Origin of the sequence: Acinetobacter sp. XH1741 (assembly GCF_041021895.1) — a bacterium.
In the GTDB taxonomy this organism is placed as follows: Bacteria; Pseudomonadota; Gammaproteobacteria; order Pseudomonadales; family Moraxellaceae; genus Acinetobacter.
Window position 1 is genome coordinate 2,232,688 of record NZ_CP157428.1, and the last position, 26,641, is coordinate 2,259,328.

A 26,641-nucleotide genomic window follows, 5' to 3' on the forward strand; every position below is an offset into this window, starting at 1 on the left:
GGTTTTTATCCCGAAAAATCAGGTTTTTTTTGTTGGAAAAACGAGCGTAAATATATACTTATATTATATTTATATAATTTATTGCATTACGCTAGAATGGTCAGCGCAGGTTATTACTACCTAGTAATAATTTGTATTTCAGGAATTTAAGCTTTAATTGGCTTAAGGCTCATCGCAAGATGGGCCTTTTTTTATATCATTGAAATCGTAATATTGGTTTTTTTATAAAAATAGCCTAAGCATTAATAAATAAAACTATGAAAAATGAGTCTTTAATGACAATCCGGTGATGATTTGATAGATTAAAGCCACTTGATAATAATAGGTGATGTAATGAGATTTTTAGTTCTTGCAACTTTATCTGGTTTAGCTTTGATGGGTTGTGCTTCTGTTCAGCAGGCACCGAATACACAAGAAACAATTCGTTATGCTTCTAGTCCATGCTTTGGCGCATGTCCAATCTATTCTGTAGAAGTAATACCGACAGGTTTAATTCGTTTTGAAGGTAAACAATATACTAAGGCTGTAGGCGTTAAAGAAATTCAAGGTAATGTAAAAGACTATCAAAAGCTTGTAAGTGAACTCAAAACTTACCGTCCTGAAACAGGTACACAAGCAAAAACTGGTGGATGTCAGCAAACTGCAACGGACATGTCTAGCTATTACATTACTTGGATTAAACCAAATGGCACAGAAACAAAGTTAAGCCATTATAAAGGGTGTATGTCTCCAGCGAACAATAAACTAAATAAAATTATGGATAGCTTGCCAGATCAATTAGGCATTAAAGATCTAATTTAATGATAAAAGCCCCAAACTTTTGGGGCTTTTTCTTGTTAAGAAAATTTATATACTTAGGAGTTTTATCTTAAGTATTTCTAAAAGAATAAGCGTATAATACATATTATAAAAACATATATTGTTTGGGTAAACACATGTCAAATATTGTCTATGCCTTTTTAGGTGGTTTGCTACTAGGCATTGCAACAGTCGGTTATTTATATATAAACGGTCGTATTGTAGGAATTAGTGGATTGATCGCTCAAATCATTAAACCTACTAAAGATACATTTAAAGGTTCTGCATTCTGGTTCATTGCCGGATTAATTATTACGCCTTTTATTTATAACTTTTTTTACCAGCCTGAAATTGAAATTAAAGCGAACACTTACGCTCTTATTCTGGCGGGTATACTGGTAGGTTTCGGTACTCGATTAGGATCGGGCTGTACAAGTGGTCATGGTATTTGTGGAATGAGTAGGCTATCAAAACGCTCTATGGTGGCGACAGCAATTTTTATGTTTGTTGGCATGTTAACGGTTTATATCATCCGTCATGTATTGGGGTAATCCTATGAAAAACATTTTTGCTTTTATATTTGGTGGTTTGTTTTCATTAGGCTTAATGATTTCGGGCATGTCTAATCCTGAAAAGGTATTAGGGTTTTTAGATATCTTTGGGCAGTGGGATATTAGCTTAATGTTTGTAATGTTAGGTGCTATTGCTGTGGCATTTATTCCATTTCAAAAGGCTATAAAAAAACCTAAAACAATTTTTAATGAACAAATTCAATTACCAACAAATACACAGATTGACCAAAGGTTAATTGTCGGTGCTTTTATTTTTGGGATAGGCTGGGGAATAGCAGGTATATGTCCAGCGTCTGCTTTAACGCTTATCGGACTGGGACATTTTGATGCGCTTTATTTTATTGTCGCCATGTTATTAGGAATGTTGATTTACCGAATCTTAAATAAAGGAAATTAAACCTATGCAACAACCTCTAGTAAAAGATTTTTTTGATGAAAATACTAATACTTTTAGCTATGTTGTTGCGGATTTAGCGACTCGTCAATGCGCTATTATTGATAGCGTGCTTGACTATGACGCAGCTTCAGCAACTACAAAAACAACCAATGCTGATCGTATTGTCAATTATGTCTTGGCTCAAAACTTTAAAGTGCAGTGGATTTTAGAAACCCATGTACACGCTGACCATATGACCGCCGCTCAATATTTAAAATCGAAATTGGGCGGTACGGTTGCAATCAGTAAGAAAATTTCAATTGTGCAGGAAACATTTTCCGCTATCTATAATTTTGATTTTAAGAAATTTAATGAAAATCAGCCTTTTGACTATTTGTTTGAAGATTATGGACATTTCAAAATAGGGGATATAGAAGCCTATAACATTCCGACACCAGGCCATACGCCGGCTTGTCTCAGCTATGTAATTGGTGATGCTGTTTTTGTAGGTGATACTTTATTTATGCCAGATTATGGTTCAGCTCGGTGCGACTTTCCAAAAGGAAGTGCCGCTCTGCTTTATGATTCGGTACAACAGCTTTATACACTGCCTGACAATTTGCGTATGTTTTTATGTCATGACTATAAGCCTGAAGGTCGTGATGAATATATCTGTCAAACAGACATAAAAACTCAAAAGCAAAGTAATATTCATTTAAATCAGCAAGTTTCTAAAGAGTCATTTATAAAAATGCGTCAAGAAAGAGATGCAACTTTGGCAATGCCAAAATTAATTCTGCCTTCAATTCAAATTAATATGAACGGTGGAAATTTTCCGGAACCTGAAGCGAATGGCATCCGGTATTTGAAAATTCCTTTCAACTATTTCTAGAAATAGCCTAAGCATTCATTTCGAGACACTTTATCTTGCAAAATAGCCTAAGCAAATAATAAAATTAACCTTGTGGAATAGCCTAAGTAAGATTTAAAGAATTTGTCTTAAATCCCGCGAAGTCTCTTGCAATAAAGGCAAAATGTGTTGAATTAAATATTCTTCAGTTGTTTTCATAGTAGGTGAAACAATATTTAAAGCCGCAACGACTTTAAAATCTTGTCCGTAAATCGGTACGGCGAGCGCATGAACACCTAACTCATGTTCTTCACGTGAATAGCACCAATCTTGTTCTCGAATTTCTTTTAGCAATTCTAAAAATTTATCGTTTTCAACATGCGTATATTTGGTTAAACGTTGGAGAGGATATTTTTGGAGCCAGTCGAGTTGTTCTTGTTGGCTTAAATGTGCCAATAAAATTTTACCCGCCGAGGTCGCATGAGCAGGTAAGCGGTTACCTAAGTGTAAGCCGTATGGATTTACACGGTCAGTTTGTTGGTGCGCGGCACTACGGGCAATCGTAATGGCTTCATAACCGTCAAGTACCATGACTGAATAGATAAGGGAGGTCTGGTTCGTTAGAAGATTTAATAAAGGCTGTGATACTTTTGGAAGCTGAGCTGCACCTAAATAGGCTCCTGAAAACTTCAAAACTTTGGGAGTTAAATAATAATAATGACCATCTGATTCAAGATAACCTAAATATTCTAAAGTTAATAAATGGCGTCTTGCTGCTGCTCGGGTGAGTCCTGTTTTTTCAGCAGCCATAGAAATGTTTAAACGATGTTGATTACTGCTAAAGCTATCTAAAATTGACATGCCTTTACCAATACCAGCAATGTAATCTTCATGACGAATCGTTTTTTTATTGTCCTGATTCTGGATTATCCGTTCATCTTTACTCATTACTGGTCCTTGTACGATAGAAGCTTGGTTATCAATTTGCTTTACTGAAAAAGTTTAATAATTTCATGTCGCAGAAATTGATGCCTTAAATTATCCCTTAAATCTTCATGCCAAAACATCCCCATTTTAATATTGGTCATCTCAAAAGGCAGAGAATGTAAGCGAATTTCAGAACTATAAGATAAATGCTGCAAAATCATACGAGGCATGGTCAGTATTGCGTTTGCTTGGGCACCTAGTACTTGTAATGCTGTTGAGTAGTTTTGACAGCGCATAAATACATTTCTTGAAATTTTTTGGTGTTGATTTAAATAAATATCTTCAAGCAAAGCACCTGTACGGCGTGATGAAACGCCAATGTGTCGTCCATTAATATAACTCGATAAATCGACTTCTTTAAGTTGACTGCAAATGATGAACTCATCTGTTACTAAATGGTCAAAGGTAATTTTGGGAGACAAGTATTGTTCTAGGTCAATTACGAAATCGAGCTGCTGTGTCGCCAAGTCTGCCGTAATGTGTTTTCGATCTAGCTTCATACTGACAAATTGCAAATCTAGATTAAGATTTTGAAAGTGTTGGGCAAGTCTTGGAAGAATAATAGGCTCAATTTCATCATGCACGGCGATTTTTAAATTTTTTAAACTTGTTGGATCAAAAACATGTTTTTGCTGGCTAATATTTTGAATGGTTAAAAGGGTTTGCTTAACAGTCGGATAAATTTGCTCTGCAAAAGGTGTTGCAGACATTTTGTTGCCTACACGTATAAAAACGTCATCTTCAAGTTGCTGGCGTAATCTTTGTAAAGCGTGACTTGCTGCGGATTGGGTAATGTTAAGGCTATTTGCAGCATTTGAAATACTTTTTTGCTCATAAATTGCGATAAAGAGCGGATATAAATTGATATCAATTCGGTGAAAAAAGCTTAGGTCTAGGCCGTGCAGGTTATGAATATTATTCATGAGGTGTTATTTAATAAAATCATTTCATTCATATTAAGTTTCAAGTTATGTTGATGTAAAGACAAGATAATGATGTTAAGGAAAAATAATGTTTGAACTCTCAAAGAAAGCTCAAGATTTTGCCGAGCGAACCAGAAAATTTATTTTAGAAGAAATAGAACCTGTCGAAGCAAAATTTTGGGAAGAAGTTCATGAGTTAAATCCGGATGGAAACTGGAAAAAATGGCAGTGGCCTGAACTTTTAGAAACTCTGAAAACTAAAGCAAAGCAAGCTGGTCTTTGGAATATGTTTTTACCCGATGATAAGCTAGGTGCAGGGTTAACAGTTCAAGAATATGCGCATATTGCCGAATTAACTGGTCGTAGTTTATTGGCACCTACGGTTTTTAACTGTAATGCACCAGATACAGGAAACATGGAGTTGTTATGGCGCTATGGTAGTGAGCAGCAAAAACAGCAATGGTTACAGCCTTTATTGGACGGAAAAATTCGCTCTGTTTTTTGTATGACTGAACCGGATGTTGCTTCAAGCGATGCAACCAATATGCAAGCGACTGCGCTCATCGATGGTAATGAAATTGTTTTAAATGGCAAAAAATGGTGGTCATCTGGCTTAGGTGACCCAAATGCCAAAGTCATTATTTTTATGGCACATACACCAGATGAAACTAAAGACCGACATCATCAACACTCCATGGTACTAGTGCCAATTGATACGGCGGGTGTTGAAATTCAGCGTATGTTACCTGTGTTTGGTGACTACGATGCACCGCATGGACACGGTGAAGTTCATTTTAATAATGTTCGAGTGCCACTTGATAACTTTATTGGCGGTGCAGGACAAGGTTTTGAAATTGCCCAAGGTCGTTTAGGACCAGGACGTATTCACCATTGTATGCGTTGTATTGGGGCTGCTGAAAAAGCTCTAGAACTTATGATTGATAGAGGCATGTCTAGAACGGCGTTTGGCAAAGAAATTTTAAAACTCGGTGGTAACTTGGAAAGAGTAGCGGATGCTCGTGTCGCCATAGACCAAGCCAGACTTTTAACCTTGTATGCTGCTTATAAAATGGATACTTTAGGAAATATGGCCGCTTTAACAGAAATATCTGCAATTAAAGTGGTCGCTCCGAGTGTTTTAGAAAAAGTAGTCGACATGGCAATTCAGCTACATGGCGGTGCGGGCGTTTCAAGAGATACACCATTAACTGGTTTCTTTGCTCAAGCACGTAGCTTGCGTTTAGCTGATGGACCAGATGAAGTACATAAAGGCATGATTGCCAAATTAGAATTAGCCAAACGTGGTTATGGTCGTTATAAAAAAGTATAAGTTTAGAGGAAGTGAATATGTCGGTAATTGATATAGGCGGTGAAGTACGTCAAGGTGAAGAACTTGATATTGGGGCTGTTGAAAACTGGTTAAAAAAACAAGGCGTTGAGTTAGTCGGCCCAGCAATCGTTACTCAATATACAGGTGGGGCGTCGAATTGGACTTACCGTTTAAAGTATGAAAATACCGATTTAATCTTAAGACGTCCTCCAAAAGGAACGAAAGCGAAGTCGGCCCACGATATGGCCCGTGAATATATGGTGCAGAAAAATCTTGCACCTTATTATCCAGTACTTCCTAAAATGGTAGCGCTTTGTCAGGATGAATCGGTCATTGGCTGTGATTTCTATGTCATGGAGCGCATTGAAGGCATTATTCCTCGCGCAAAATTACCACCTGAACTTGGTTTTAATGAAGATGATGTACACCAGCTTTGTGTAAATGTCATTGATAAATTGATTGAGCTACATCAAGTTCCTTATGAAAATACGCCTTTAGCTGAACTAGGCAAAGGTGCAGGGTATTGTCGTAGACAAGTTGAAGGTTGGGATAAGCGTTATGAAAAAGTTCGCACACTCAATGTTCCTTCATTTAAATATGTACGAAAATGGCTAAACGATAATATTCCCCAAGACTCCACCACTTGCATTATTCATAACGATTGGCGATTTGATAATGTGATTTTAGACGCTGAGCACCCAACTAAAGTGATTGGTGTGCTGGACTGGGAAATGGCGACTTTGGGCGATCCATTAATGGACTTGGGAAGTGCCTTAGCCTATTGGGTTGAGCCTACGGACAATATGATTTTTAGATCGACACGCCGTCAGCCTACCCATTTAAAGGGAATGTTTTCTCGAAAAGAAGTGGTTGACTATTATTTGCAAAAAACAGGATTAAAACCTGAAAACTGGGCTTTTTATGAAGTCTTTGGTGTATTCCGTTTAGCAGTGATTGCTCAGCAAATCTATTACCGTTATTACCATAAACAAACCCGAAATCCTGCTTTTAAAGATTTCTGGATTGTGATTCATGCGCTGCATATCCGAGCTTTAAAACTTATTGGGCAACAAAAATTGCAAGAGTCCGAATTTGCTCAGCAATACATACAGAAAATACAGGGTATTTTAAGAAAATGACCACAATTTATCTGGTAAGACATGGACAGGCATCATTTGGTAAAAGTAACTATGATGAGCTGTCTGAAAATGGTGAGGCTCAAGCAACTTTATTAGGCCGTTATTTTAAGCAAATATTGAAAGAACAGCCTTATGTTGTGGCTGGAACCATGCAACGTCATGAACAAACTGCAAAACTCGCACTATCAGAATGCTTTCCTGAGACAGTAATTCATCATAATAATTTATGGAATGAGTTTAACCATCAGCAGGTATTTGCCCGTTATGAACCGCGTTTTGAACAACCTGAGTTGTTAAGAGCTGACGTAGCAAAAGAACAAAACCCGCGTGCCTACCTTGCCAAAATATTTGAAGGTGCGATTGGACGATGGACAGATGGCGATTTTCATCATGAATATGATGAGTCTTGGCCACACTTTAAAGAAAGAGTCGAAACAGCATTGCAGCAGCTCTGCGATGATTTGGCCAAAACCAAACCTCGTTATGCAATCGTTTTTACTTCTGGCGGTGTGATTTCTGTAGCAATTGGCAAATTGCTTGAACTTAACCCCAATCGAACTTTTGCATTAAATTGGGCAATTGCGAACACAAGCCTCACCACTTTGCGTTTAGTTGGAAATGAACCTCAGGTTTTAAGTTTAAATGAACATCATTTTATAAAAGCTGAGCGTCCCGATTTACTGACATGGATTTAAAAAAGGATAAAAACATGGCAAAGACAATTTTGATTACAGGTGCAAGCTCTGGTCTTGGTGCGGGTATGGCTCATGAGTTTGCAGCCAAAGGCTATAACTTGGCAATTTGTGCACGCCGTTTAGACCGATTAGAGACTTTAAAAACTGAACTTGAAACTGAGTATGGCATTAAGGTGCTTGCAAAAAGCCTGGATGTCACGAATTACGATCAGGTCTTTGAAGTATTTCGCGCCTTTAAACAAGAATTTGGCTACTTAGACCGAATTATTGTAAATGCGGGAGTCGGAAATGGTCGCCGCATTGGTAAAGGTAATTTTGAAATTAATAAGGCAACCGCTGAAACAAACTTTATTTCTGCTTTAGCACAGTGTGAGGCAGCGATTGAAATTTTTAGAGAACAAAATGCTGGCCATTTAGTTGTCATGTCATCCATGAGTGCGATGCGTGGATTGCCAAAACACTTATCAACTTATGCGGCAAGTAAAGCTGCGGTGGCTCACTTGGCTGAAGGTATTCGTGCTGAATTATTGGATACACCAATTAAAGTCTCTACAATTTTCCCGGGTTACATTCGTACTGAAATGAACGAAGGAGCTAAACATTTACCATTTGAAGTAGATGCAAAAACAGGCTGTAAGGCTTTGGTCAAAGCTATAGAAAAACAACCTGTAAAAGCTTATGTACCGCAGTGGCCATGGTTACCAATGAGTATTGCCATGAAAGTTTTGCCTTTAAGATTAGTTAATAAATTAGGATAAAGAATTATCCCCTAAATTTTAGGGGGTATTTTTTAAAATTTTTTAGTGTAATTGACAAATAAGCGGTCTTCACCAAAGTCATTGCCGTGTTTTACGTTGTAATCAATACGAATATATTGCAGGGCAAAGCCTTTTAAGTAGGGTTGCTGAAACGCATAGTTTAAAATCACGTTCGACTCGGTTTCATGGTTTTTCTCACCATTAGCTGCTTTAAAGTCATTACCGTAAACATATTTCACCATCGCATTTAAGCCCGGCACATAATCTTTAAAGTCGTAGCCATACATCACATGGTAAGACTTTTCATGTTTTTTAAAGAATCCAGTCGCATTCCAGTTAATAAAGTATGTTTCCGGTAAGAAACCATCAGGTAGTGGATAAGCCGACTCACCGATAATTTGTTGGTAACCCAAACCGAAAGTGTGGTTTTTTGCTTTGACGGTTTCAAGTAAGCCAATATTTTGAGCATCAATATTAAAGGTATGCCCATCATTTTTTGCATTAAAGTATTTAAACTTAGAAGTGAGGGCAAAAGTTGGCTGTTTCCATGTATGTTCAAGACCCACATAATGCTTGTTATAAAGATCTTCTAAATTACCAAAGTAATATTCACCCTTGAATGACGGCGTAAATTGGTAACGTAAGTCAATATAGTTAAGGCCATCAGATTCTTTGGTGATTCCATTTGATGTAAAGGAAAACTTTTTAAAGTCTTCTTCATTTCGTGGCGAGACTTTTTCAACTCGTCCAATTTCTGCATAAAGCTGATCGGAAATTTGTGACTTAAGATTGGTTCCCCAGTAAGAGGTGAGTAACTGACGACTAGCATCGACAGCCGTTACAGGTAAATCTAACCAAAGTTCACCTACACTTAAAAGTGTTTTGTCATAGCCCAGTTTTAAAGTCGCGCCGTATTTTAGATAGTCAGATGCTTGCGACTGAGTTTCTTTATTAAAAGGCAAAACTGTGTCGGCGACATGTTTGTCTGAACTTAAGCGTACGGCGTACTGAACTGAAGCATCGGCACCAATGGTAATGGGTTTGTCTGCTATGACTAATGGGGTGTCATGCATTTTCGACTTATAAAATAAAGATGCTGCCTGAGACCAACTGCCAGTATCTTTTATGGCATCGTTGTCAAAGTCACGGTTGATATAGGCATTTTTTAAAGTGAACTTCCATTCATCTTCAGTTTGCTGATTCGGGTTCGCAGCCCATGTGTTGCCACCCATAAATAATAAAGTCGCAATAGCTAAAGTATGTGGGTTAAAGCGGTGTAATAATTCCATAATCCATTTCCAAAATAGATGCGCCAATCCTAGGCATTACGTATTGTAAAATATTTGTATGGTGCTCCCTGAATGATTTAAAGGAAGCACTGTTTAACTGGCTAACGTCAATTAATGCAATTTTTCAAGTTGCATACTTTCACTAAAGAATTTGCAGCCTTTGAAAAGCAGAATTAAAGCCAGCACACAAGACAGGCCACCCACAATAGATAAAGACGACCCCACCATTAATGGGTTACCAAAAATTTTATCTGTAATCATGGCGACCAATGTTGTACCAATACCGAGTCCAATTAAGTTACTGACCAAAAGGAACAGGGCGGAAAGGCGTGCTCTAAATTGGTTTGGTGCAAGCATTTGTAGGGCAGTTGCCGAAATGACGAGAGGAAAAGATGCAAAGAACATGGCTGGAATGAGTAAACTTATTGAAAGCCACAGTTGATCGGTTTGGGTAAAAAAGGCAATTGGAACAATCAGACCAACAATGCCAATCACACCTGTAATCATTGGCGCATCTTGACGTCCTTTTTTAATAAACCAGTCATTTAACCAACCTGCACAAAACACGCCTAATGTATTTGCAACCAACATTATCGTGCCAAGCATATAACCTGTTTCAGTCGGCGCAAGTTGAAATTTGCGAATATAAAATGCAGGTGTCCAGCTAGTTAGGCTATACAGTGCCATTGCATAAAAGGTAAAACCTAAATAATGACATGCAAAGGTTTTCGAATGTTTTTTTATAAACTGTAGGCACTGCGTGAATTTAACTTGGTCAACTTGTCCATTTTGGTTAAGTTTTTGACCTTTACGGGCAGGGTCTTTGACTGTCAAAATAAATAGCAGACCAATAATGATGCCGGGCAAACCGACCACAAAAAAGGCAATTTGCCATGCTTTAAGTGCACCTAATAGTGGAACTTCAATGAGTGTCACACCTTTAAGTAAGTTAATGACATATCCACCGACTAAAAAGGCAATACCTCCACCTAAGAAAGCGCCAACCGAATAGATGCCTACAGCGCGACCTAATTTATCTTTACTGAACATATCGCTAAACATTGAATATGCAGCAGGAGACAAGGCTGCTTCACCGACACCAACAGCCATACGACTTAAAAAAAGTTGAATAAAGTTTTTACTCAAACCGCAAGTCGCAGTTGCGAGACTCCAGATAATAATCCCGATTGAAATCAGTTTTGGGCGTGAGAAGCGGTCAGCAATATAGGCGAGTGGTAGCCCCATCACAGCATAGAAAAGTGAGAAGGCAAGTCCATGTAACAGACTAAATTGTGTGTCTGAAAGATGAAGATCCGCTTTGATGGGTTCAATCATCAGTGCCAGTATTTGGCGGTCAATAAATGAAAATATATATGCCAACATACACAGTACGACCACGTACCATGCATAGGCGTTGCTTTTCTTTTGTGTCCTTTCAACAGCAAGATCAATTTGGTTCATACACTTAATCCTTATGTATAAAACTCTTTTAGAGAAGTTGAATCTCGGCTTTTTACTATTCGTGCAAGATAATTTGGTTTCCCCCCAATGCTGTGAATAATAAATAGCCTTTTGATTAGAGAATGGCCTTATATACAATCCATATATAAAGACAAAAGTAATTGAAGAAGAGGCTTTGATTTGCAATATGATGGAAATATTATTTTCTTTTTATATGTAAAATTCCATTACTTAATGAGTATGTTTGAATACCTAATAGGTATTTAAAACAACTAAAAAATTTGGAAGATAGAGTAACTTTATAAAATGAATAAATATTTTTTTATTTTAAGTTTTTGATAAATATTATTAATTTTATAGTAACTAGAAAGTGTTCAAACATTCTAGTTACTTTTTAAAATTTAGATGAAGTTAGCTTGAAGGCATAAGATCAAATAATTTCTTTAATTGGTGATTTAAATTATGAAGCTCGTCTTCAGAAAAGGCATTTAGAATACCCGCTAAGGTCACAATACTAATCTGGTTAATTTGTTCTACCAGCTCAACACCTTTGGCAGTTAATTTTACCATCGAAATCCGTTCATCTGTGGTAGAGGAGTAGACTTCCACAATCTCATCTTCTACTAAGCGATATACCGCCTTTGTTGCGGTGGTTAGCTTTAAGGTAGAAAGATTGGCAATATCGGTAATACTCGCTTCGCCTAAAGCATTGGTACTTAAAATAATTTTACGGCGCGTATTATCAATACCTAGCTTTTTTATTGATTTTTCAATGAGTTGTGAATATTTTCCATTCACTTGGGAAACCCAAAAAAAAGGGAAATTTTGAATACTCGACGGTTCTTTATTAGGAAGAAATTGTTCTAAATGATCAAGCATAGCTAAGCAATAACTTAGTGAAAAGGAAGAATTCTATTATAAACAAATTTTTGCATATTTCCTTGCGTACGATTTAGAAAAAATACTTGACAATTCCATTAAATTTTCTGATATTTTAAATAACGAATAAAAATACATGGAAAAGTGAATGAATATTGTTAGTCAAAGCGTGCACAAAGGAAGTGGCAAGCTCAAGGTAATGGTCAAGGACACAATTGATATTCAAGGTCTAAAAACCATTGCTGGCAGTCGAGCTTTAATAGACGTTGAACCTGCTCAAGACGATGCTGAGGTGGTCAAAAATATCTTAAAAGCTGATTGTGAAATTATTGCCAAAACAAATTTGCACGAATTGGCTTTTGGTATTACAGGCATTAACCACGCTTTTGGTACACCAGTTAATCCTAAATATCCTGATCTTATTCCAGGTGGATCTTCGAGTGGTTCAGCCGCGGCAGTTGGTGCGAAACAGGCTGATTTTACTTTAGGAACGGACACTGGTGGTTCTATTCGTATGCCCGCTGCGTGCTGCGGAGTTTTTGGTTTAAAACCGACTTTTGGTCGTGTCAGCAGAAAAGGTGTATATCCGCCATCAAGCTCTTTAGATTGCGTTGGTCCTTTTGCAAATTCAGTCGAGATGATTGAAAAAGCCATGCAAATTATTGATCCAACTTTCAAACCTACAGAAATTACTAGCGCACCAAAACTTGCTGTGTTGGATGTAAAAGCAGATGAGGTGGTTTGGAATTGCATTAATAAAGCACTTCAAAAAGCCAATTTACAGAACACTTTAGAAAAAGTTGAACATTTTGAAGCTGCTTTTGATGCTGGCATGCAGATTATTAATTATGAAAACTGGCAAGCTTTTGGTGAGTTAACTCAAACCGGTTTGATCGGCTCTGATGTAAATGGACGTTTATTAAAAGCTGCACACACCACTTTAGAGCAAGTCAAACAAGCAGAAGTTGTGAAAGAGCAGCTCACCCAAGAACTCGATGCACTATTAGAAAAATATGACGCATTGATTTTACCCACACTTCCACAGATTCCACCTAAAGTTTCTGAAGCTGAAAACACGGTCGCTTTTTTGAATCTTACCAGTTTAGTTCGACCATTTAATTTATCAGGACATCCAGCCATTTCAGTGCCACTTGAAACCAGTGAAGGTTTACCTGTGGGCTTACAGATCGTATCTAAGCATCAAAAAGATGAGCAGTTATGTGCAATAGCTAAATTTTGTGTTGATGCAATGCAATAAATTACAAGGAGTTAGATAATGAATAAGTTGTCTAAAATGGAGTTTGCTTCTCAAGACAAAGCAATTGACTTAGATGCTTTGTGTCAAGAAATTCGTGAGCGTGCCTGTAGTGGTGAATTCGATAATCAGGCGTATGTGAGCCAAGACGTTATCGAAAAGCTTAAGCAAATCGGTGTTTACCGTGCATTGGTTCCAAAACGTTTTGGCGGTGATGAATGTTCACCACGACAGTTTTGTGAATTGATTGAAACTTTATCTAAAGCTGATGGTTCAGTGGGTTGGGTGGCAAGTTTCGGTATGAGCCCTGCGTATTTAGGAAGTTTGCCAGAAGAAACGCTTAAAGAGTTGTATCAAAACGGACCAGATGTGGTGTTTGCCGGAGGCATTTTTCCACCGCAACCTGCTGAAATTACCGATGAAGGTGTCGTGGTTCGTGGACGTTGGAAATTCTCCAGCGGCTGTATGGGAGCAGACATTGTTGGTGTAGGGATTTCACCGCTTAAAAACAACGAAATGCAGGGCTTACCACGCATGGCAGTGATGCCTGCAAACAAAGCAAAGATTGAAATGACTTGGGACACTGTTGGCCTAAAAGGCACGGGAAGCCATGACTTAGTCGTCGAAGATGTATTGGTTGAAAAGAAATGGACCTTTGTACGTGGCGAACCTTCAAAACTAAGCGAACCATTTTTTAAATATCCGTCACTGTCTTTAGCGACTCAAGTATTAACGGTGGTGGGTATTGGTGTTGCAGCTGCCGCATTAGAAGAATTTGAAAAATTAGCACCGGGTAAAGCATCTATTACGGGTGGATCAGAAATTGCAAACCGCCCAGTGACTCAATATGAGTTTGCTCAAGCTGATGCAGAGTTTCAGGCTGCAAAATCTTGGTTTTATCAAACTATGGATATTGTCTGGAATGAAATTATTGCAGGACGTGAAGCAACTGCTGAACAAATTAGCGATATGCGTCTGGCATGTACCCATGCAGCTCGAGTATGCGCCAAAGTCACCCGAAAAATGCAAATGCTCGCGGGTATGACAGCAATCTATACCAACAATCCATTTAGCCGTTTTGTAAATGACACCAACGTGGTGACCCAGCATGCCTTTATGGGCGATGCGACCTTACAAAATGCAGGCTCAATCAGTTTCGGGTTAAAGCCAACCCCAGGTTATTTATAAGTTTTAATTTTTAAAAAAGGATATTGAGATGGAAGCTAAAAAATCATTACGCGTTTTGTTCTGCATGGGTATTAACCAAAACTTTTTTGATGCAGAACCTGCTGAAGCAAAAGCAGTTTGGGCAGCATTTGGTGAAATGTGGAATGGCATTCATGACTTACCGGGCGTGCATGTTTTTGGAAATCTTGATGATGATCAAAGCATGGTTGGCCCAAGTGCGGGCTGGCCTTGGACGACGTATTTGCTTGCAGATGTTCCGGATATTGAAACCGTACATGCCGCTTGTAACTTGTTTAGAACAACGGTGGTGGGTGAAGGTCCATACAAACTTTGGAAATATTGCAAAGTTGAAGCTCGTGTTGGGCGCGAATTGATTATCCAACGTTAAGGCGACCGTAATGACTGACAAAGTGAATATGGCAGAAATTATAGAGCGGCTAGAGCAGTTAGAAGCGCATAACGCCATTCGCAACTGCCTGAACCGTTATATGGAAATCTGCGACGAGCTTAATGCAAATACAGACCTTGATGAGCTGATGAATCTTTTTGATCGAGACTGTATTTGGGAAGGTGTTGGTGAGAAATATGCCAAATCCTTTGGTCGTTATGATTCTTGGCAGTCGATTTACGACATGTTTAAAAGCTATACCCAAAAAGAATCTCACTTTGTCATGAATGCACACTTTGTAAATTCAGAACAAATTTATGTAAACCAAGGCTATGCAAATGCTTCATGGCTGATGTTGCAGACTTCAACCTTTAAAGATGGTCGTAGTCATTTAAATACAGCAAAACTCAATGTGAAGTTTCAAAAGCAAGCAGATGGAACATGGAAAATTAAACATTTCCAAACACAGAATATTTTCAGTCGTCCCGTATCGCATTGGCACAGTGAAGCCGAATTGCCGGTACCTTCCCAGGAATGACCCAGGACATATTTAAAAGGACTATTGATATGAACAGTATTATCCCAACGCATAACATTGGCATTGATTACGATGCTTTGGTTCAAAGTGACCGTGCTCATACTTCTCTTTATAAAGATGAACGCATTTTTGATGAAGAAATGGAAAAAATCTTTTATAGCACTTGGGTGTGGGTTGCACATGCGAGCGAAATTCCGGAAGGCGGAAGCTATAAAACGATTAATATTGGTAAACAGCCTGTGGTTGTGGTGCGTGACCGTAAAAAGAAAGTCCATGTACTTTTAAACCGTTGCCGTCATCGTGCAGCAACTGTATGTGAACATAAAAAAGGAAAAACCAACAGTTTTGTATGTCCGTATCATGGTTGGAGTTATGCACTTGATGGTAGTTTACGTGGTGTACCATCTCCGGAAAGTTATGGTGATTGTTTAGATAAGTCTGAATTACCGTTGGTGAGCCTACGCGTAGAAGAATATAACGGCATGATCTTCGCTTCATTTAAAGAAGACATTCAACCGCTTGAAGAGTTCCTTGGGCCAGCAAAAAAATGGATTGACCTGTTTATGAAACAAGGTGCGGGTTATCCAATTAAGGTATTGGGTGAACACCGTTTCCGTTTTCCGGGTAACTGGAAAATCCAGCTTGAAAATACCACCGATGCATATCACTTCCCGTTGGTACACAAGTCATTCTTAAGTTCTGTCGATGAAAAGACAGAAGAACTCTTTAACTTCGAAAACCAACCGGGTTTTGTTGAAGATTTAGGAAATGGTCACAGTGTGATGGTGATGATTCCTGATCTAGTCGATTTAGAAGAAGACTTAATGGAGCGACCAATTCAAGAGCGTTTTGAAGACTTGGCTCAAGCACTGCGTGATGAAGGTCATGAAGAATTAGAAGTACGCCGTATTGTTCGTGCAGTCGGTGGTTCTGGCTTTAACTTAAATTTATTCCCGAATATTGCATGTTCGATGGCGTTCTTTCGTGTGTTACAGCCAATTTCAGTTGCTGAAACAGAAATTCATCACTCGGTAATTACGATGGATGGTGGTCCGCAAATTGCCAACCAATATCGCTTACGTTTGCATGAACATTTCCAAGGCCCATTTGGCTTTGGTACGCCAGATGACTCAGAAGCTTGGGAGCGCGTACAACACGGCGCCAATGCTGGTAATAATTTATGGATCATGTTGAACCGTGGTTTACCAGGTGAAGTCAAAACCGAAGATGGTTTAAAAAGTGATGTCAGTGCTGAAACAGGTATGCGTGCTGCCTATCAGCAGTGGAAAAAGATGATGACGGCTTAAGGAGAGAGCAATGAATATGAATCTGCAATTATTAAATGAAGTCACTGCTTTCATCTGGGCTGAAGCTGACATGTTAGACCACAGCGAATACCGTGAATGGCTCAATTTATGGAATGAAAAGGGTGTTTATATTATTCCTATTGACCCAAATCTTACGGACTACGAAAACAACTTAAATTATGCCTATGACGATAATCATATGCGTACTTTACGTGTAGAACGTCTAGAAAATGGTGAAGCGATTTCTACAGCACCGAAAGCAAATACTGTGCGTAGTGTCTCTCGTGTACGCATTGTTCAAGACCAAGATGATGAAATCATTTTACGTTGTGCTCAAAACTTACGTGAATTCCGTAAAGAAAACCTCAAGCATTACACCGCAGATATTACTTACCATTTGACTCGTGATGCGACTACAGGTTTTAAGATTAACCGTAAAATCATTAATTTGGTTAATTCGACCGATACCTTAGCCGGTATTAGCTACATTCTTTAGGAGCAGTAACATGATACAGGTTGTTTTAGTGACAGGGGCTGCTTCTGGACTCGGTAATGTCATTGCAGAATATTTTGCGAGCCAAGGCCATCAAGTGATTTTGTCAGCCAGTACGCTGGAAAAAGCCGAAAATGCCAAGGCACAAAGTCAGTATGCCCAAAATATGTTTCCCTTGAAATTAGATATTTCTGTCGAAGCAGATTTTCATGCGGCGGTGCAGTGGATTGAAGAGAAGTTTTCTAAACTTGATGTGTTGATTAACAATGCCACCGTCACCAAAGCAACGCCAGTATTAGAAATTACCGCAGCGGACTTTGATTGGGTGACCCAAGTCAACCAACGCGGTACCTTTCAAGCTTGTCAAATTATTGGCCAATATATGGCTAAAAAGGGCTATGGACGCATCATTAATATGGCGTCTTTAGCGGGACAAAATGGTGGTACTGCAACGGGTGCGCACTATGCAGCAACCAAAGGTGCCATTGTGACGTTAACCAAAATCTTTGCCAAAGAGTTTGCGGCAAAAGGGGTAACGGTCAATGCGGTTGCACCGGGACCGATGGAGTCACCGATTGTTCATAGTGTAGTGCCAGACGAAAAAATGGAACAGTTCATCCAAAATATTCCGGTTAAAGCCTTAGGAAGTATGCATTTTATTGCCGAAACGTGTGGCTTACTTGCGAGTCCAAATGCGGGGTTTGTGACTGGTGCAACATGGGATATTAACGGTGGTTTATTCATGCGTTAAGCCATGAGCTTACGCATGAAAAGGGAGTTAAATCATGACTACACTTTATGATGTTGTCGTTAAAAATCGCCATGTGGAAGGTGGAAATATTGCAGTCATGGAATTTGAATCTGCAACTTCTGCTGCATTGCCAAAGGTTGAAGCGGGTGCGCATATTGATGTGCACCTACCAAATGGTATGGTGCGCCAATACTCACTTTGCCAAAATCCAAATGACGAAGGTAAGTTTCGGCTGGGAATTTTGCGTGACCCTGAATCACGTGGTGGCTCAGTCTCGGCTTTTGATGAAATTAAAGATGGCATGCAAATTCAGGTCAGTGAACCAAAAAACTTATTTCCACTTTTAAAAGCCAAGCACAGTGTGTTGATTGGCGGTGGAATCGGGATTACGCCATTAATCACGATGGCCTATCAACTTGCACATGAAGGGTCATCATTTGAGCTTCATTACTGCGGCGCTAGCCCTGAACACTGTGCTTTTGTTGATGAAATTAAAAATGGTGAGTTAGCAAAATATACAACTTTCCATTTTAAATCTGAAGGTGCAAGCCACAGAGCGTTTTTTGAATCTGCCATTAAAAATATTGATCTTGAAAGCCATATTTACACGTGTGGACCTATCGGTTTTATGGACTGGGTGATTAATCTTGCCACGACTCACAATTTTCCTGAGCAGCAAATCCACAAAGAATATTTCCAAGTTGAAACTGATACTTCTGGAGATTCATTTGAGGTGGTGGCTGAGCGTAGCGGAAAAATTATTCTGGTTGAAGCAGGCGAAACCATTTTGCAGGCTTTGGCTAAAGAAGGCATCGACATTGAAATGTCTTGTGAGCAAGGCGTATGCGGAACTTGCATGTGCGATGTGATTGAAGGTGAACCTGATCATCGAGATGTTTATTTTACTGATGAAGAAAAAGCCAGCAATGAACAAATATTGGTGTGCTGTTCGCGTTCTAAAACACCGAGATTAGTTTTAGATATCTAATGTTCTCGCGATTTATATGGATGTAAGAGAAGGTTTAGGAGAAAGATGATGAATGTATTACAACAAATAGATGAGTTTACGGTCGATCCACTACAGTTCCGACGAGCATTAGGAAATTTTGCAACAGGCGTTACCATTGTTACTGCACAAAATGCACAAGGTGAGAAAGTCGGTGTAACCGCAAATAGTTTTAACTCGGTGTCGCTCGACCCACCGCTTATTTTGTGGAGTATTGATAAAAAATCTTCAAGTTTTTCAGTATTTGAGCAAGCAACACATTTTGCAGTCAATATTTTATCAGGCACGCAAATTGAGCTATCTAATAAGTTCTCTAGACGCAATATTGATAAATTTGCAGACACCAATTTTCAACTTGGTGCAGGAAGCACGCCCATTTTAGAAAATTGTTCTGCGGTGTTTGAGTGCGAACGTTATCAAGTGATTGAAGGTGGTGACCACTGGATTATTATTGGTAAAGTGGTTCGTTTCCATGACCAAGGTCGAAGCCCGTTGGTTTATCATCAAGGTGCATATTCTTGTGTCATGCCGCATCCAAGTCTTCAAGTTAAACAAACTGAAGAAAACGGCGTAGACCAAACACATTATGGGCATTTATATAACAATGTCTGCTACTTGATGAGCCGTGCTTTTAAAGCTTATCAAACCGACTATATTCCTAAACAAATGGCTTCTGGGTTCCGTACCAGTGAATCACGTCTCTTGCTCGTTTTGGCCAGTGGTACCGCTTCAAGTAAAGAAGATTTACCTCGAGATATTGCGATGCCAATGCAGGAAGTTGAAAGATCGGCTGAAATTTTAAAATTTGAAGGCTTATTGGTCGATCACGATAATTTGTATGCACTGACCGAAAAAGGTAAACAAACGGCGCAGTATTTATTTGATATTGCCGACAGCCACCAAAATGAAGTCTTTAAAAAATATTCTGATGAGCAAAAGGATATTTTTATTACCATGCTGCGAGACTTTGCTGGTGTAGCATAAGCCCCATTAAGCTGATAAATTAAATTGATTTATCAGCTTTTTTACATCTAGCTGACTATCATCAAAAGAATTCCATGGACAAGGGATTTTTGGCACACAATTTGTTTATCAATAAAACATGATTGCAAATAAGCCAAGACAGTGAACCACAGCAAAAGAGAAGTCTTGAGCAGTGGGACGCGTATAGAGAGGTAAGGGATGAACCAATATGTAAGTGATGCATTACTCACATGGACGCACCATATTAAAAGTGTGTGTGGCAATTTTGAAACCGATTTTGACGGAACCCGTAATTTATTCATTGGTGAAGTTCAGTGCTTTTTATTGGGTGATACCGAAATTGCTTTTATCAAAAACAATGCCAATAAAATTGTCCGAAAAGCCGATGAAATCGACCGAGTGAATAATCGTTTTTGTTTTTTGATTTTGCAGTATTCGGGGAAAATGCTGCTTGAGTATAAAAATGAAACTCTAAGCTTGAATGAAGGTGATATTGTTTTGGTCGATCCGGTCGAAACCATTTCGATGTATCCGCAAGGCTTAGTCAGCCAGATTTCAGTACATCTATCGCGTGAAAAATTACTGAAAGAAAATATCAGTACCGAATACTTTGGAAAACTTATTACGCAAAATATGAGTGGTTTTTTACTTAAAAATATTTTGAAAAATATGTCTCCTGAAAACATCAAACTTTGGTATGCCACCGAAGATGGTAATGCTTTTGAAGATGCACTAATTGCCTTAATCAAACCGACTATTAATTATAAAAATATTAATAGCTCAAATAACCTAATGGAAAAGGCTGAGCGATATATTATTGAAAACTTAGCAAAACCAGATTTAACCCCTAAATTAATTGCAGAGCATATTGGTGTATCACTACGACATCTCTACCGGTTATTTCTGCAAGAAAACTTATCAATTAACAAATATATCCAGCTCAAACGTTTAGAAAAAGTCAAAGCAGATTTACTCGATAAAAGAAACAAACAAAGCTCAATTACCCAGATTGCCTTGAAGTGGGGTTTTTGGGACGGCGCTCATTTTTCAAAAATCTTCAAAAAGACTTACGGTATTTCTCCTAAAGAATTTAGAGAGGGTATATCGGTGTAAATCTTTATTCTTTTGATGTCATTTTTAGACAAGTTCTAGGTCATTCTTGAACAAGCTAGCCCCATGCAAGTGTGTTGAAATTAAATTAATTAGAACAGGTTAGATAAGCTTAATAATCACAAAATAATTAAGTTGATCTAAGAAATTTCACACATCGGAAAGTGCATTTTAACTGTCTGATTCAGATAGTTCAGGGATAGATGAAAAGGATGAAAACCATGCGTAAACAACGATTATTGAATGATATACAAAAAATATTGGCGCTTAATTTATCAATCGCTGCGAGCTTTTGGGGGCTCAATACTCAAGCTTATGCGCATGGTGGACATGCCGAAATGGTATCGCTTTATCAAAACATGAATGAGCAGGGTGCCAAAGTTGTCAAAGATGATTTTACCAACACTTATATGATTACCAAGGGTTCTATGGTGGTACGAGCCAAACCTAATTCAGGTCAGGTTTTAGTGAATGGCAAACCTTTCAAGCTCAGCGTGCCTTTATTAATGAAAGACGGTAAACCTGTTATTGGAAAAGATTTTTTTAATGAAGTATTCCAGTCCGGTTTAGATCAAACTTTTAAAGTTGAAAATACGTTTCATCCACTCAACAGTTTAAATTCTGACGAAATCAAAAAGACATTTGATGTGATTAATCGCTCAAAATACGCTTATAAAAATATGCGTTTTGCCGAGTTAAAACTTAAAGAACCAGAAAAAGCCAAGGTTTGGGATTTCTTTATTAACCATAAAGAATTTAAAGAAGACCGCATCGCCTCTTTTATTTTGTTAAAAGGCAATCAGGCGATTGAAGGTGAAGTGAATCTTAACACTCAACAAGTCACAAAATGGAATGTACTTAAAGATACCCATGGAATGGTACTGCTAGATAACTTCGAAACCGTACAACGTGTAGTTGAGACGAGTAAAGAATATCAAGATGCATTACGCAAACGTGGCATTACTGACGTGAAAAAAGTGATTGCGACACCACTAACTGTTGGATATTTTGGCGGTAAAGATGGTTTAGATAAACAACTCAATATACTAAAAGTTGTAGCGTATCTCGATGTTGGGGATGGTAACTACTGGGCACATCCTATTGAAAACTTGGTGGCTGTAGTCGATTTAGATAAAGAAAAAATTATTAAGATTGAAGAAGGCGCGCTCATTCCTGTACCAATGGCAAATCGACCTTATATGTCGGATAAGCCAGTAGCAAACAAGACAAAACCACTCAATATTACTGAACCCGAAGGTAAGAACTTTACCATTACAGGTCAAACCGTACACTGGGGTAATTGGTGTTTCCATGTCGCGTTAGACTCTCGTGTTGGTCTACAGCTTTCAACCGTGACTTATAAAGACAAAGGTGTGAAACGCAAAGTCATGTATGAGGGTAACCTAGGTGGAATGGTGGTGCCATATGGCGACCCTGACATTGGTTGGTACTTTAAGTCTTATTTAGATTCTGGCGAATATGGTATGGGTACGCTGACCTCATCCATTCAATCAGGCACCGATGCACCTGAAAATGCAGTTTTACTTGATGCCGTGATCGCAGATTATAAAGGCCAACCACAAGTCATTCCAAATGCGATTGCCATTTTTGAGCGGTATGCTGGACCTGAATATAAACATCACGAAATTTTTGGCAATCAAGATGCCAGTGAAGCCCGCCGTGAACTTGTGGTGCGCTGGATTAGTACAGTCGGTAACTATGATTATATGTTTGACTGGGTATTTGCCCAAAATGGTGTAATTGGAATTAATGCCGGTGCAACGGGTATTGAAGCTGTTAAAGGCGTTAAATCACGCACCATGCATGACAGTACCGCCAAAGAAGACACCAAATATGGAACTTTAATTGACCATAATATTGTTGGGACAACCCATCAACACATTTATAACTTCCGCCTAGATATGGATATAGATGGGGAAAACAACAGCTTTATGCATATGGACCCTGTGGTGAAAACCAGTGATAAAGGCGGTGTGCGTACAAGCTCGATGCAGATTGACAATAAAGTCATTACCAATGAGCAAAATGCAGCTGAAAAATTCGATCCTTCCACCATTCGGTTACTCACTAACTTTAACAAGGAAAATAAACTAGGTAATCCGGTTTCTTATCAAATTATTCCGTTTGCTGGTGGAACACACCCAGTGGCGAAGGGTGCCAATTTTGCAAAAGATGAATGGTTATTTAAACGTTTGAACTTTATGGATAAGCAAATTTGGGTGACGCAGTACAATCCAGATGAGCGCTATCCTGAAGGGAAGTATTCAAACCGTTCGACTCATGATACAGGCTTGGGTCAGTTCATTAGCAATAATGAAAATATTGAAAATAAAGACCTTGTGGTCTGGATGACAACAGGCACAACGCATGTGGCACGTGCTGAAGAATGGCCAATCATGCCAACAGAATGGGTCTACACCTTAATCAAACCGTGGAACTTCTTTGACAACACTCCGACTTTAAACTTGGGTGAAGAAGAGCAAAAACCGCAGCATGACCATCACTAAAGACGCACATTAACTAGAATGGGTAACGAGCAAGTTCCCCATTCTTGAGCGCCTGGTAGACCATTCACAAAAAAGGATTTTGTATGAAAACTCTACTTTCTCAAGTTATGAGAGGGACTCTCTTTGTCTCATTTTTTTCAACTGGACATGCAGGCGAGTTTGAAATTAACCCAACTCTTGAAGCAACTTTTGGAGCTTTTAGTAGCGGTAAAAGCTATAACGGTGAAAACCTAGCTAATGAAAGAGTCAATTGGCAAGAAGGTCATCTTAAATATGGTGCTAAAGGGCAATACACCTTTCAAAACAGTCAACTATATGCAAGCTTGAGCGGTATTAGCTCGGCAACATTTGGCGATGGTGATGCTGGCCAAAATACTAATGGCAAAGAACATAAAACCGATGTGAATGAATGGATCATTGGCTTTAAAGACGGTACCCATAAAGATGAGTTAACGACTTATGATTTAAGTATTGGTCGACAAAATATCATGATTGGCGATGGTTTTTTTATTGCAGGTGATGCACTAAATCTTGGTAAAGCTCCTGTGGATGGCACACTCGATCGCGGCGGGGCATATTATCTGGCAGCGCGTCGAAGCTTTGATTTTACTAGTCTGCTTCAATACAAACTTCAAAAAAATACAACGCTAAAACTGGCTTATTTAAAGTCAGACAATAAAGCACAATTTTCACCTGAGCTTTTTGTGACTGATCTGATGTATCAGCTTAAAGATAAGGGCGTTGGGTTTACCTATTTAAATGTATTAGACCTTGAAGATTCTGAACATATTTCAGGACGACAAGATCTTAAAAATTATGCTTTACGTTTGAACTATCAACCCTTACCGGAACTACAAATAAAGTCTGAGTTTGTTGTTCAAGACAAAAAAGATAGTCAAGAAAATGCGGGCTATTTAGGGCTGAACTATAACTTTTTATCTTCAAAATATACGCCTTCATTAGGCTACCGCTTTAGTCACTTTTCAGACCAATATGACCCGATGTTTTATGGAAATACGGTCGGGTTTGGCACATGGTTTCAAGGAGAAGTCGCCGGAAACTATGCTGGTCCATTCAATAAAAATGCAGATATTCATCAAGTCTCTTACAGTATGAACTTGAAGGAAAATTTTATGTTGGGCGCTTTGGCCTATAAGTTTAAAACAGTCAATAAGTCTTTAGCTAATCTAGATGGACATGAGCTGGACGTTTTTTCGGTTTGGTCGCTCAATAAAAAGCTCAACATTATTCCCTTAGTCGGACTCTATAAACCGAAACACGATATCCATAGTGACGGTACTCAAAACTACGATGACAAAACCAATGTGTATGGGCAGTTGATTCTGCAATACATCTATTAAATTGGCGCGAAGGAGACCGTATTTATTGGCGGTGCATTCACAAAAATAAAGTGAGGATAAAATCAGATGGATAAACAATATGACTATATCGTGATTGGCGCAGGCTCTGCGGGTTGTGTAGTTGCAACTCGGCTGTTACAGGCCAAGGCAGGACGAGTTCTTGTATTAGAAGCAGGAAGCCGAGATAGCAGTATGTTTCATACCATACCTGCAACGGTGGTTAAAGTATTCCAGCAAAAATCATGGCAATACATGACCGTTCCGCAAAAATATTGTAATCATCGTGAAATGATCCTTGCACAAGGAAAAGTGTTGGGTGGTGGCAGCTCGGTTAACGGGATGATCTATTGCCGAGGTCAACGTCAGGATTATGATTTATGGGCTTCAGAATGGGGATGCAATCAGTGGTCTTATCAACATGTACTGCCATTTTTTAAAAAGTCAGAAAAAAATGAAAGCCTTGCTGGTGAGTATCACGGACAAGATGGCATTTTACCTGTCAGTGAAAATCGCTATCGCCATCCTTTAACCCTAGCTTGTATTCAGGCGGGTCAGCAAATGGGGATGAACTATGTTAACGATATTAATGGTTGGGATCAGGCAGGCGTAGGGTTTTATCAAACTACCACTCAAAATGGTTCACGTGCCAGTACATCAAAAACCTATTTAAAGTCAGTCGAAAACCATCCAGATCTCACAGTGATTACTGATGCATTGGTTCATAAAATTGAAACCCAAGGTGATCAAGTCACTGGGGTGACTTATAGCGTTGGCGAAAAATCACCGATTACTGTACAGGTTCAAAAAGAAGTCATTCTCAGTGCTGGTGCAATTGGTAGCCCTAAGGTTTTATTACTTTCGGGAATTGGGCCAAAACAGCATTTAGATGAACTCGGCATTGAATGTATTCGTGATTTACCTGTAGGGGAAAACTTTCATGATCATTTGCACATGTCAGTCAATGCAACAGTAACAACCAATAATAGCTTGCTCGGTGAAGACCAAGGTTTAAAAGCAGTAAGGCACTTTTTACAATGGCGTTTTACTCGTTCAGGGTTGCTAACCACCAATATTTTAGAGGGTGGTGGTTTTATTGACACCAACAACAATGGTCGCCCCGATGTTCAGTTTCATTTTTTACCTGTACTGGATAATTTTGATAATACGCCAGGTGAAAAAGCAGTGGCTCAGGCACATGGACTTACCATTAAAGTTGGACATGTACAGCCAAAAGCACGCGGAACTTTACGTTTAAGTAGTAAAGATCCAAAAGCTTTACCTATCATTGACCCTAATTATTTAGGTCATCAAGAAGATATTGACGCCAATATCCGTGCAGTACAAGCCGGACTTCGCCTATTACAACAACCGGCATTGAAAGCAATTGTTAAAGAAGTGATTGAACCTGCAAATACTGCCCCCGATGACATTGAAGCGATTGATAAATGGATGCGTCAGAACATTAAAACGGTCTATCACCCCGCAGGTAGCTGCAAAATGGGCAATGCTCCGCAAGATTCGGTCACAGATCAGACCCTAAAAGTCCATGGTTTTAAAAACTTGCGTGTGGTGGATTGTTCTATTTGCCCACAAGTTCCAAGCGGGAACACCAACGCAATTGCCATCATGATTGGTGAACGTGGTGCAGACTTTATTTTGAATCAGGTTGCCTAGT

Annotated in this window: 26 protein-coding genes; 21 read left to right on the forward strand and 5 right to left on the reverse strand. The window is 38.9% G+C overall.

The annotated features are described in order from the left end of the window. Positions 1–333: 333 nt before the first annotated feature. The 4 genes from ABLB96_RS10615 to ABLB96_RS10630 all read left to right on the forward strand — a co-directional run bounded on the left by ABLB96_RS10615 (position 334) and on the right by ABLB96_RS10630 (position 2,638). Entirely contained in the window at positions 334–801 is a 468-nt protein-coding gene (locus ABLB96_RS10615; RefSeq protein ID WP_348896591.1) for a DUF6438 domain-containing protein, read from the forward strand. A 134-nt stretch (positions 802–935) separates the two neighbouring features. Then, positions 936–1,349 carry a YeeE/YedE thiosulfate transporter family protein gene (locus ABLB96_RS10620; RefSeq protein ID WP_348896592.1) on the forward strand — a complete coding sequence of 138 codons (414 nt, stop codon included), beginning with the start codon at positions 936–938 and terminating at the stop codon, positions 1,347–1,349. 4 nt (positions 1,350–1,353) lie between these two features. Next, a complete protein-coding gene (locus ABLB96_RS10625) occupies positions 1,354–1,767 on the forward strand; it encodes a DUF6691 family protein (RefSeq protein WP_348896593.1) in 414 nt (137 codons plus the stop codon). Between the two features lie 4 nt (positions 1,768–1,771). Continuing rightward, a complete protein-coding gene (locus tag ABLB96_RS10630; RefSeq protein ID WP_348896594.1) occupies positions 1,772–2,638 on the forward strand; it encodes an MBL fold metallo-hydrolase in 867 nt (288 codons plus the stop codon). Positions 2,639–2,731: 93 nt separating this feature from the next. Here ABLB96_RS10630 and pcaU read toward each other — a convergent pair whose 3' ends face one another. Together pcaU and ABLB96_RS10640 are read right to left on the reverse strand one after the other, a co-directional pair. Next, a complete protein-coding gene (pcaU, locus tag ABLB96_RS10635; protein ID WP_348896595.1) occupies positions 2,732–3,544 on the reverse strand; it encodes an IclR family transcriptional regulator PcaU in 813 nt (270 codons plus the stop codon). A gap of 41 nt (positions 3,545–3,585) precedes the next feature. Beyond that, a complete protein-coding gene (locus ABLB96_RS10640; protein ID WP_348896597.1) occupies positions 3,586–4,506 on the reverse strand; it encodes a LysR family transcriptional regulator in 921 nt (306 codons plus the stop codon). An 88-nt stretch (positions 4,507–4,594) separates the two neighbouring features. Between ABLB96_RS10640 and ABLB96_RS10645 the strand changes: the two genes are divergently transcribed. Genes ABLB96_RS10645 through ABLB96_RS10660 form a run of 4 tightly spaced genes read left to right on the forward strand, consistent with a single transcriptional unit; the run spans position 4,595 to position 8,428 of the window. After that, positions 4,595–5,836, forward strand: coding sequence for an acyl-CoA dehydrogenase family protein (locus ABLB96_RS10645; RefSeq protein ID WP_348896598.1), 1,242 nt, complete (start codon positions 4,595–4,597; stop codon positions 5,834–5,836). Positions 5,837–5,853: 17 nt separating this feature from the next. Then, the gene (locus tag ABLB96_RS10650; protein ID WP_348896599.1) at positions 5,854–6,975 is read left to right on the forward strand and encodes a phosphotransferase family protein; all 1,122 of its coding nucleotides are present in this window, start codon (positions 5,854–5,856) and stop codon (positions 6,973–6,975) included. Next, the gene (locus tag ABLB96_RS10655) at positions 6,972–7,670 is read left to right on the forward strand and encodes a histidine phosphatase family protein (protein WP_348896600.1); all 699 of its coding nucleotides are present in this window, start codon (positions 6,972–6,974) and stop codon (positions 7,668–7,670) included. The genes ABLB96_RS10650 and ABLB96_RS10655 overlap by 4 nt, the downstream gene beginning before the upstream one ends. A gap of 14 nt (positions 7,671–7,684) precedes the next feature. After that, entirely contained in the window at positions 7,685–8,428 is a 744-nt protein-coding gene (locus ABLB96_RS10660; RefSeq protein WP_348896601.1) for an SDR family oxidoreductase, read from the forward strand. Positions 8,429–8,460: 32 nt separating this feature from the next. On the opposite strand, the gene ABLB96_RS10665 is transcribed toward ABLB96_RS10660, so the two are convergent. From ABLB96_RS10665 to ABLB96_RS10675, 3 genes are all read right to left on the reverse strand, one after another. Next, positions 8,461–9,717, reverse strand: coding sequence for an OprD family outer membrane porin (locus ABLB96_RS10665; RefSeq protein WP_348896602.1), 1,257 nt, complete (start codon positions 9,715–9,717; stop codon positions 8,461–8,463). A gap of 111 nt (positions 9,718–9,828) precedes the next feature. Next, on the reverse strand, positions 9,829–11,178 hold the full coding sequence (locus ABLB96_RS10670; RefSeq protein ID WP_348896603.1) for an MFS transporter: 1,350 nt from the start codon (positions 11,176–11,178) through the stop codon (positions 9,829–9,831). Positions 11,179–11,589: 411 nt separating this feature from the next. Continuing rightward, complete coding sequence (locus ABLB96_RS10675; protein ID WP_348896604.1) at positions 11,590–12,057, reverse strand: MarR family winged helix-turn-helix transcriptional regulator; 468 nt, start codon at positions 12,055–12,057, stop codon at positions 11,590–11,592. 148 nt (positions 12,058–12,205) lie between these two features. On the opposite strand from ABLB96_RS10675, the gene ABLB96_RS10680 reads away from it, so the two are divergent. From ABLB96_RS10680 to ABLB96_RS10740, 13 genes are all read left to right on the forward strand, one after another. Beyond that, complete coding sequence (locus tag ABLB96_RS10680; protein ID WP_348896605.1) at positions 12,206–13,315, forward strand: amidase; 1,110 nt, start codon at positions 12,206–12,208, stop codon at positions 13,313–13,315. A 36-nt stretch (positions 13,316–13,351) separates the two neighbouring features. Further along, a complete protein-coding gene (locus tag ABLB96_RS10685; protein WP_348896667.1) occupies positions 13,352–14,500 on the forward strand; it encodes an acyl-CoA dehydrogenase family protein in 1,149 nt (382 codons plus the stop codon). A 28-nt stretch (positions 14,501–14,528) separates the two neighbouring features. Next, positions 14,529–14,888 carry a hypothetical protein gene (locus ABLB96_RS10690; protein WP_000387554.1) on the forward strand — a complete coding sequence of 120 codons (360 nt, stop codon included), beginning with the start codon at positions 14,529–14,531 and terminating at the stop codon, positions 14,886–14,888. Positions 14,889–14,898: 10 nt separating this feature from the next. Beyond that, entirely contained in the window at positions 14,899–15,426 is a 528-nt protein-coding gene (locus ABLB96_RS10695; protein WP_348896606.1) for a nuclear transport factor 2 family protein, read from the forward strand. A gap of 29 nt (positions 15,427–15,455) precedes the next feature. Next, positions 15,456–16,733, forward strand: a complete 1,278-nt coding sequence (locus ABLB96_RS10700) for an aromatic ring-hydroxylating dioxygenase subunit alpha (protein ID WP_348896607.1) — start codon at positions 15,456–15,458, stop codon at positions 16,731–16,733. A gap of 10 nt (positions 16,734–16,743) precedes the next feature. After that, positions 16,744–17,229 (forward strand): aromatic-ring-hydroxylating dioxygenase subunit beta, encoded by a 486-nt coding sequence (locus ABLB96_RS10705; RefSeq protein ID WP_348896608.1) that lies wholly within the window; start codon positions 16,744–16,746, stop codon positions 17,227–17,229. Positions 17,230–17,239: 10 nt separating this feature from the next. After that, positions 17,240–17,977 (forward strand): SDR family oxidoreductase, encoded by a 738-nt coding sequence (locus tag ABLB96_RS10710; protein WP_348896609.1) that lies wholly within the window; start codon positions 17,240–17,242, stop codon positions 17,975–17,977. Positions 17,978–18,011: 34 nt separating this feature from the next. Then, positions 18,012–18,965, forward strand: coding sequence for a PDR/VanB family oxidoreductase (locus tag ABLB96_RS10715; RefSeq protein ID WP_348896610.1), 954 nt, complete (start codon positions 18,012–18,014; stop codon positions 18,963–18,965). Positions 18,966–19,010: 45 nt separating this feature from the next. Further along, positions 19,011–19,967, forward strand: coding sequence for a p-hydroxyphenylacetate 3-hydroxylase reductase component (locus ABLB96_RS10720; protein ID WP_348896611.1), 957 nt, complete (start codon positions 19,011–19,013; stop codon positions 19,965–19,967). 198 nt (positions 19,968–20,165) lie between these two features. Then, a complete protein-coding gene (gene feaR, locus ABLB96_RS10725) occupies positions 20,166–21,080 on the forward strand; it encodes a transcriptional regulator FeaR (protein WP_348896612.1) in 915 nt (304 codons plus the stop codon). 209 nt (positions 21,081–21,289) lie between these two features. Beyond that, positions 21,290–23,605: a primary-amine oxidase gene (tynA, locus tag ABLB96_RS10730; RefSeq protein ID WP_348896613.1), complete on the forward strand. Its 2,316-nt coding sequence runs from the start codon at positions 21,290–21,292 to the stop codon at positions 23,603–23,605. 107 nt (positions 23,606–23,712) lie between these two features. Then, complete coding sequence (locus tag ABLB96_RS10735) at positions 23,713–24,966, forward strand: hypothetical protein (protein WP_348896668.1); 1,254 nt, start codon at positions 23,713–23,715, stop codon at positions 24,964–24,966. A 66-nt stretch (positions 24,967–25,032) separates the two neighbouring features. Continuing rightward, the gene (locus ABLB96_RS10740) at positions 25,033–26,640 is read left to right on the forward strand and encodes a GMC family oxidoreductase N-terminal domain-containing protein (protein ID WP_348896614.1); all 1,608 of its coding nucleotides are present in this window, start codon (positions 25,033–25,035) and stop codon (positions 26,638–26,640) included. Position 26,641: the final 1 nt, after the last annotated feature.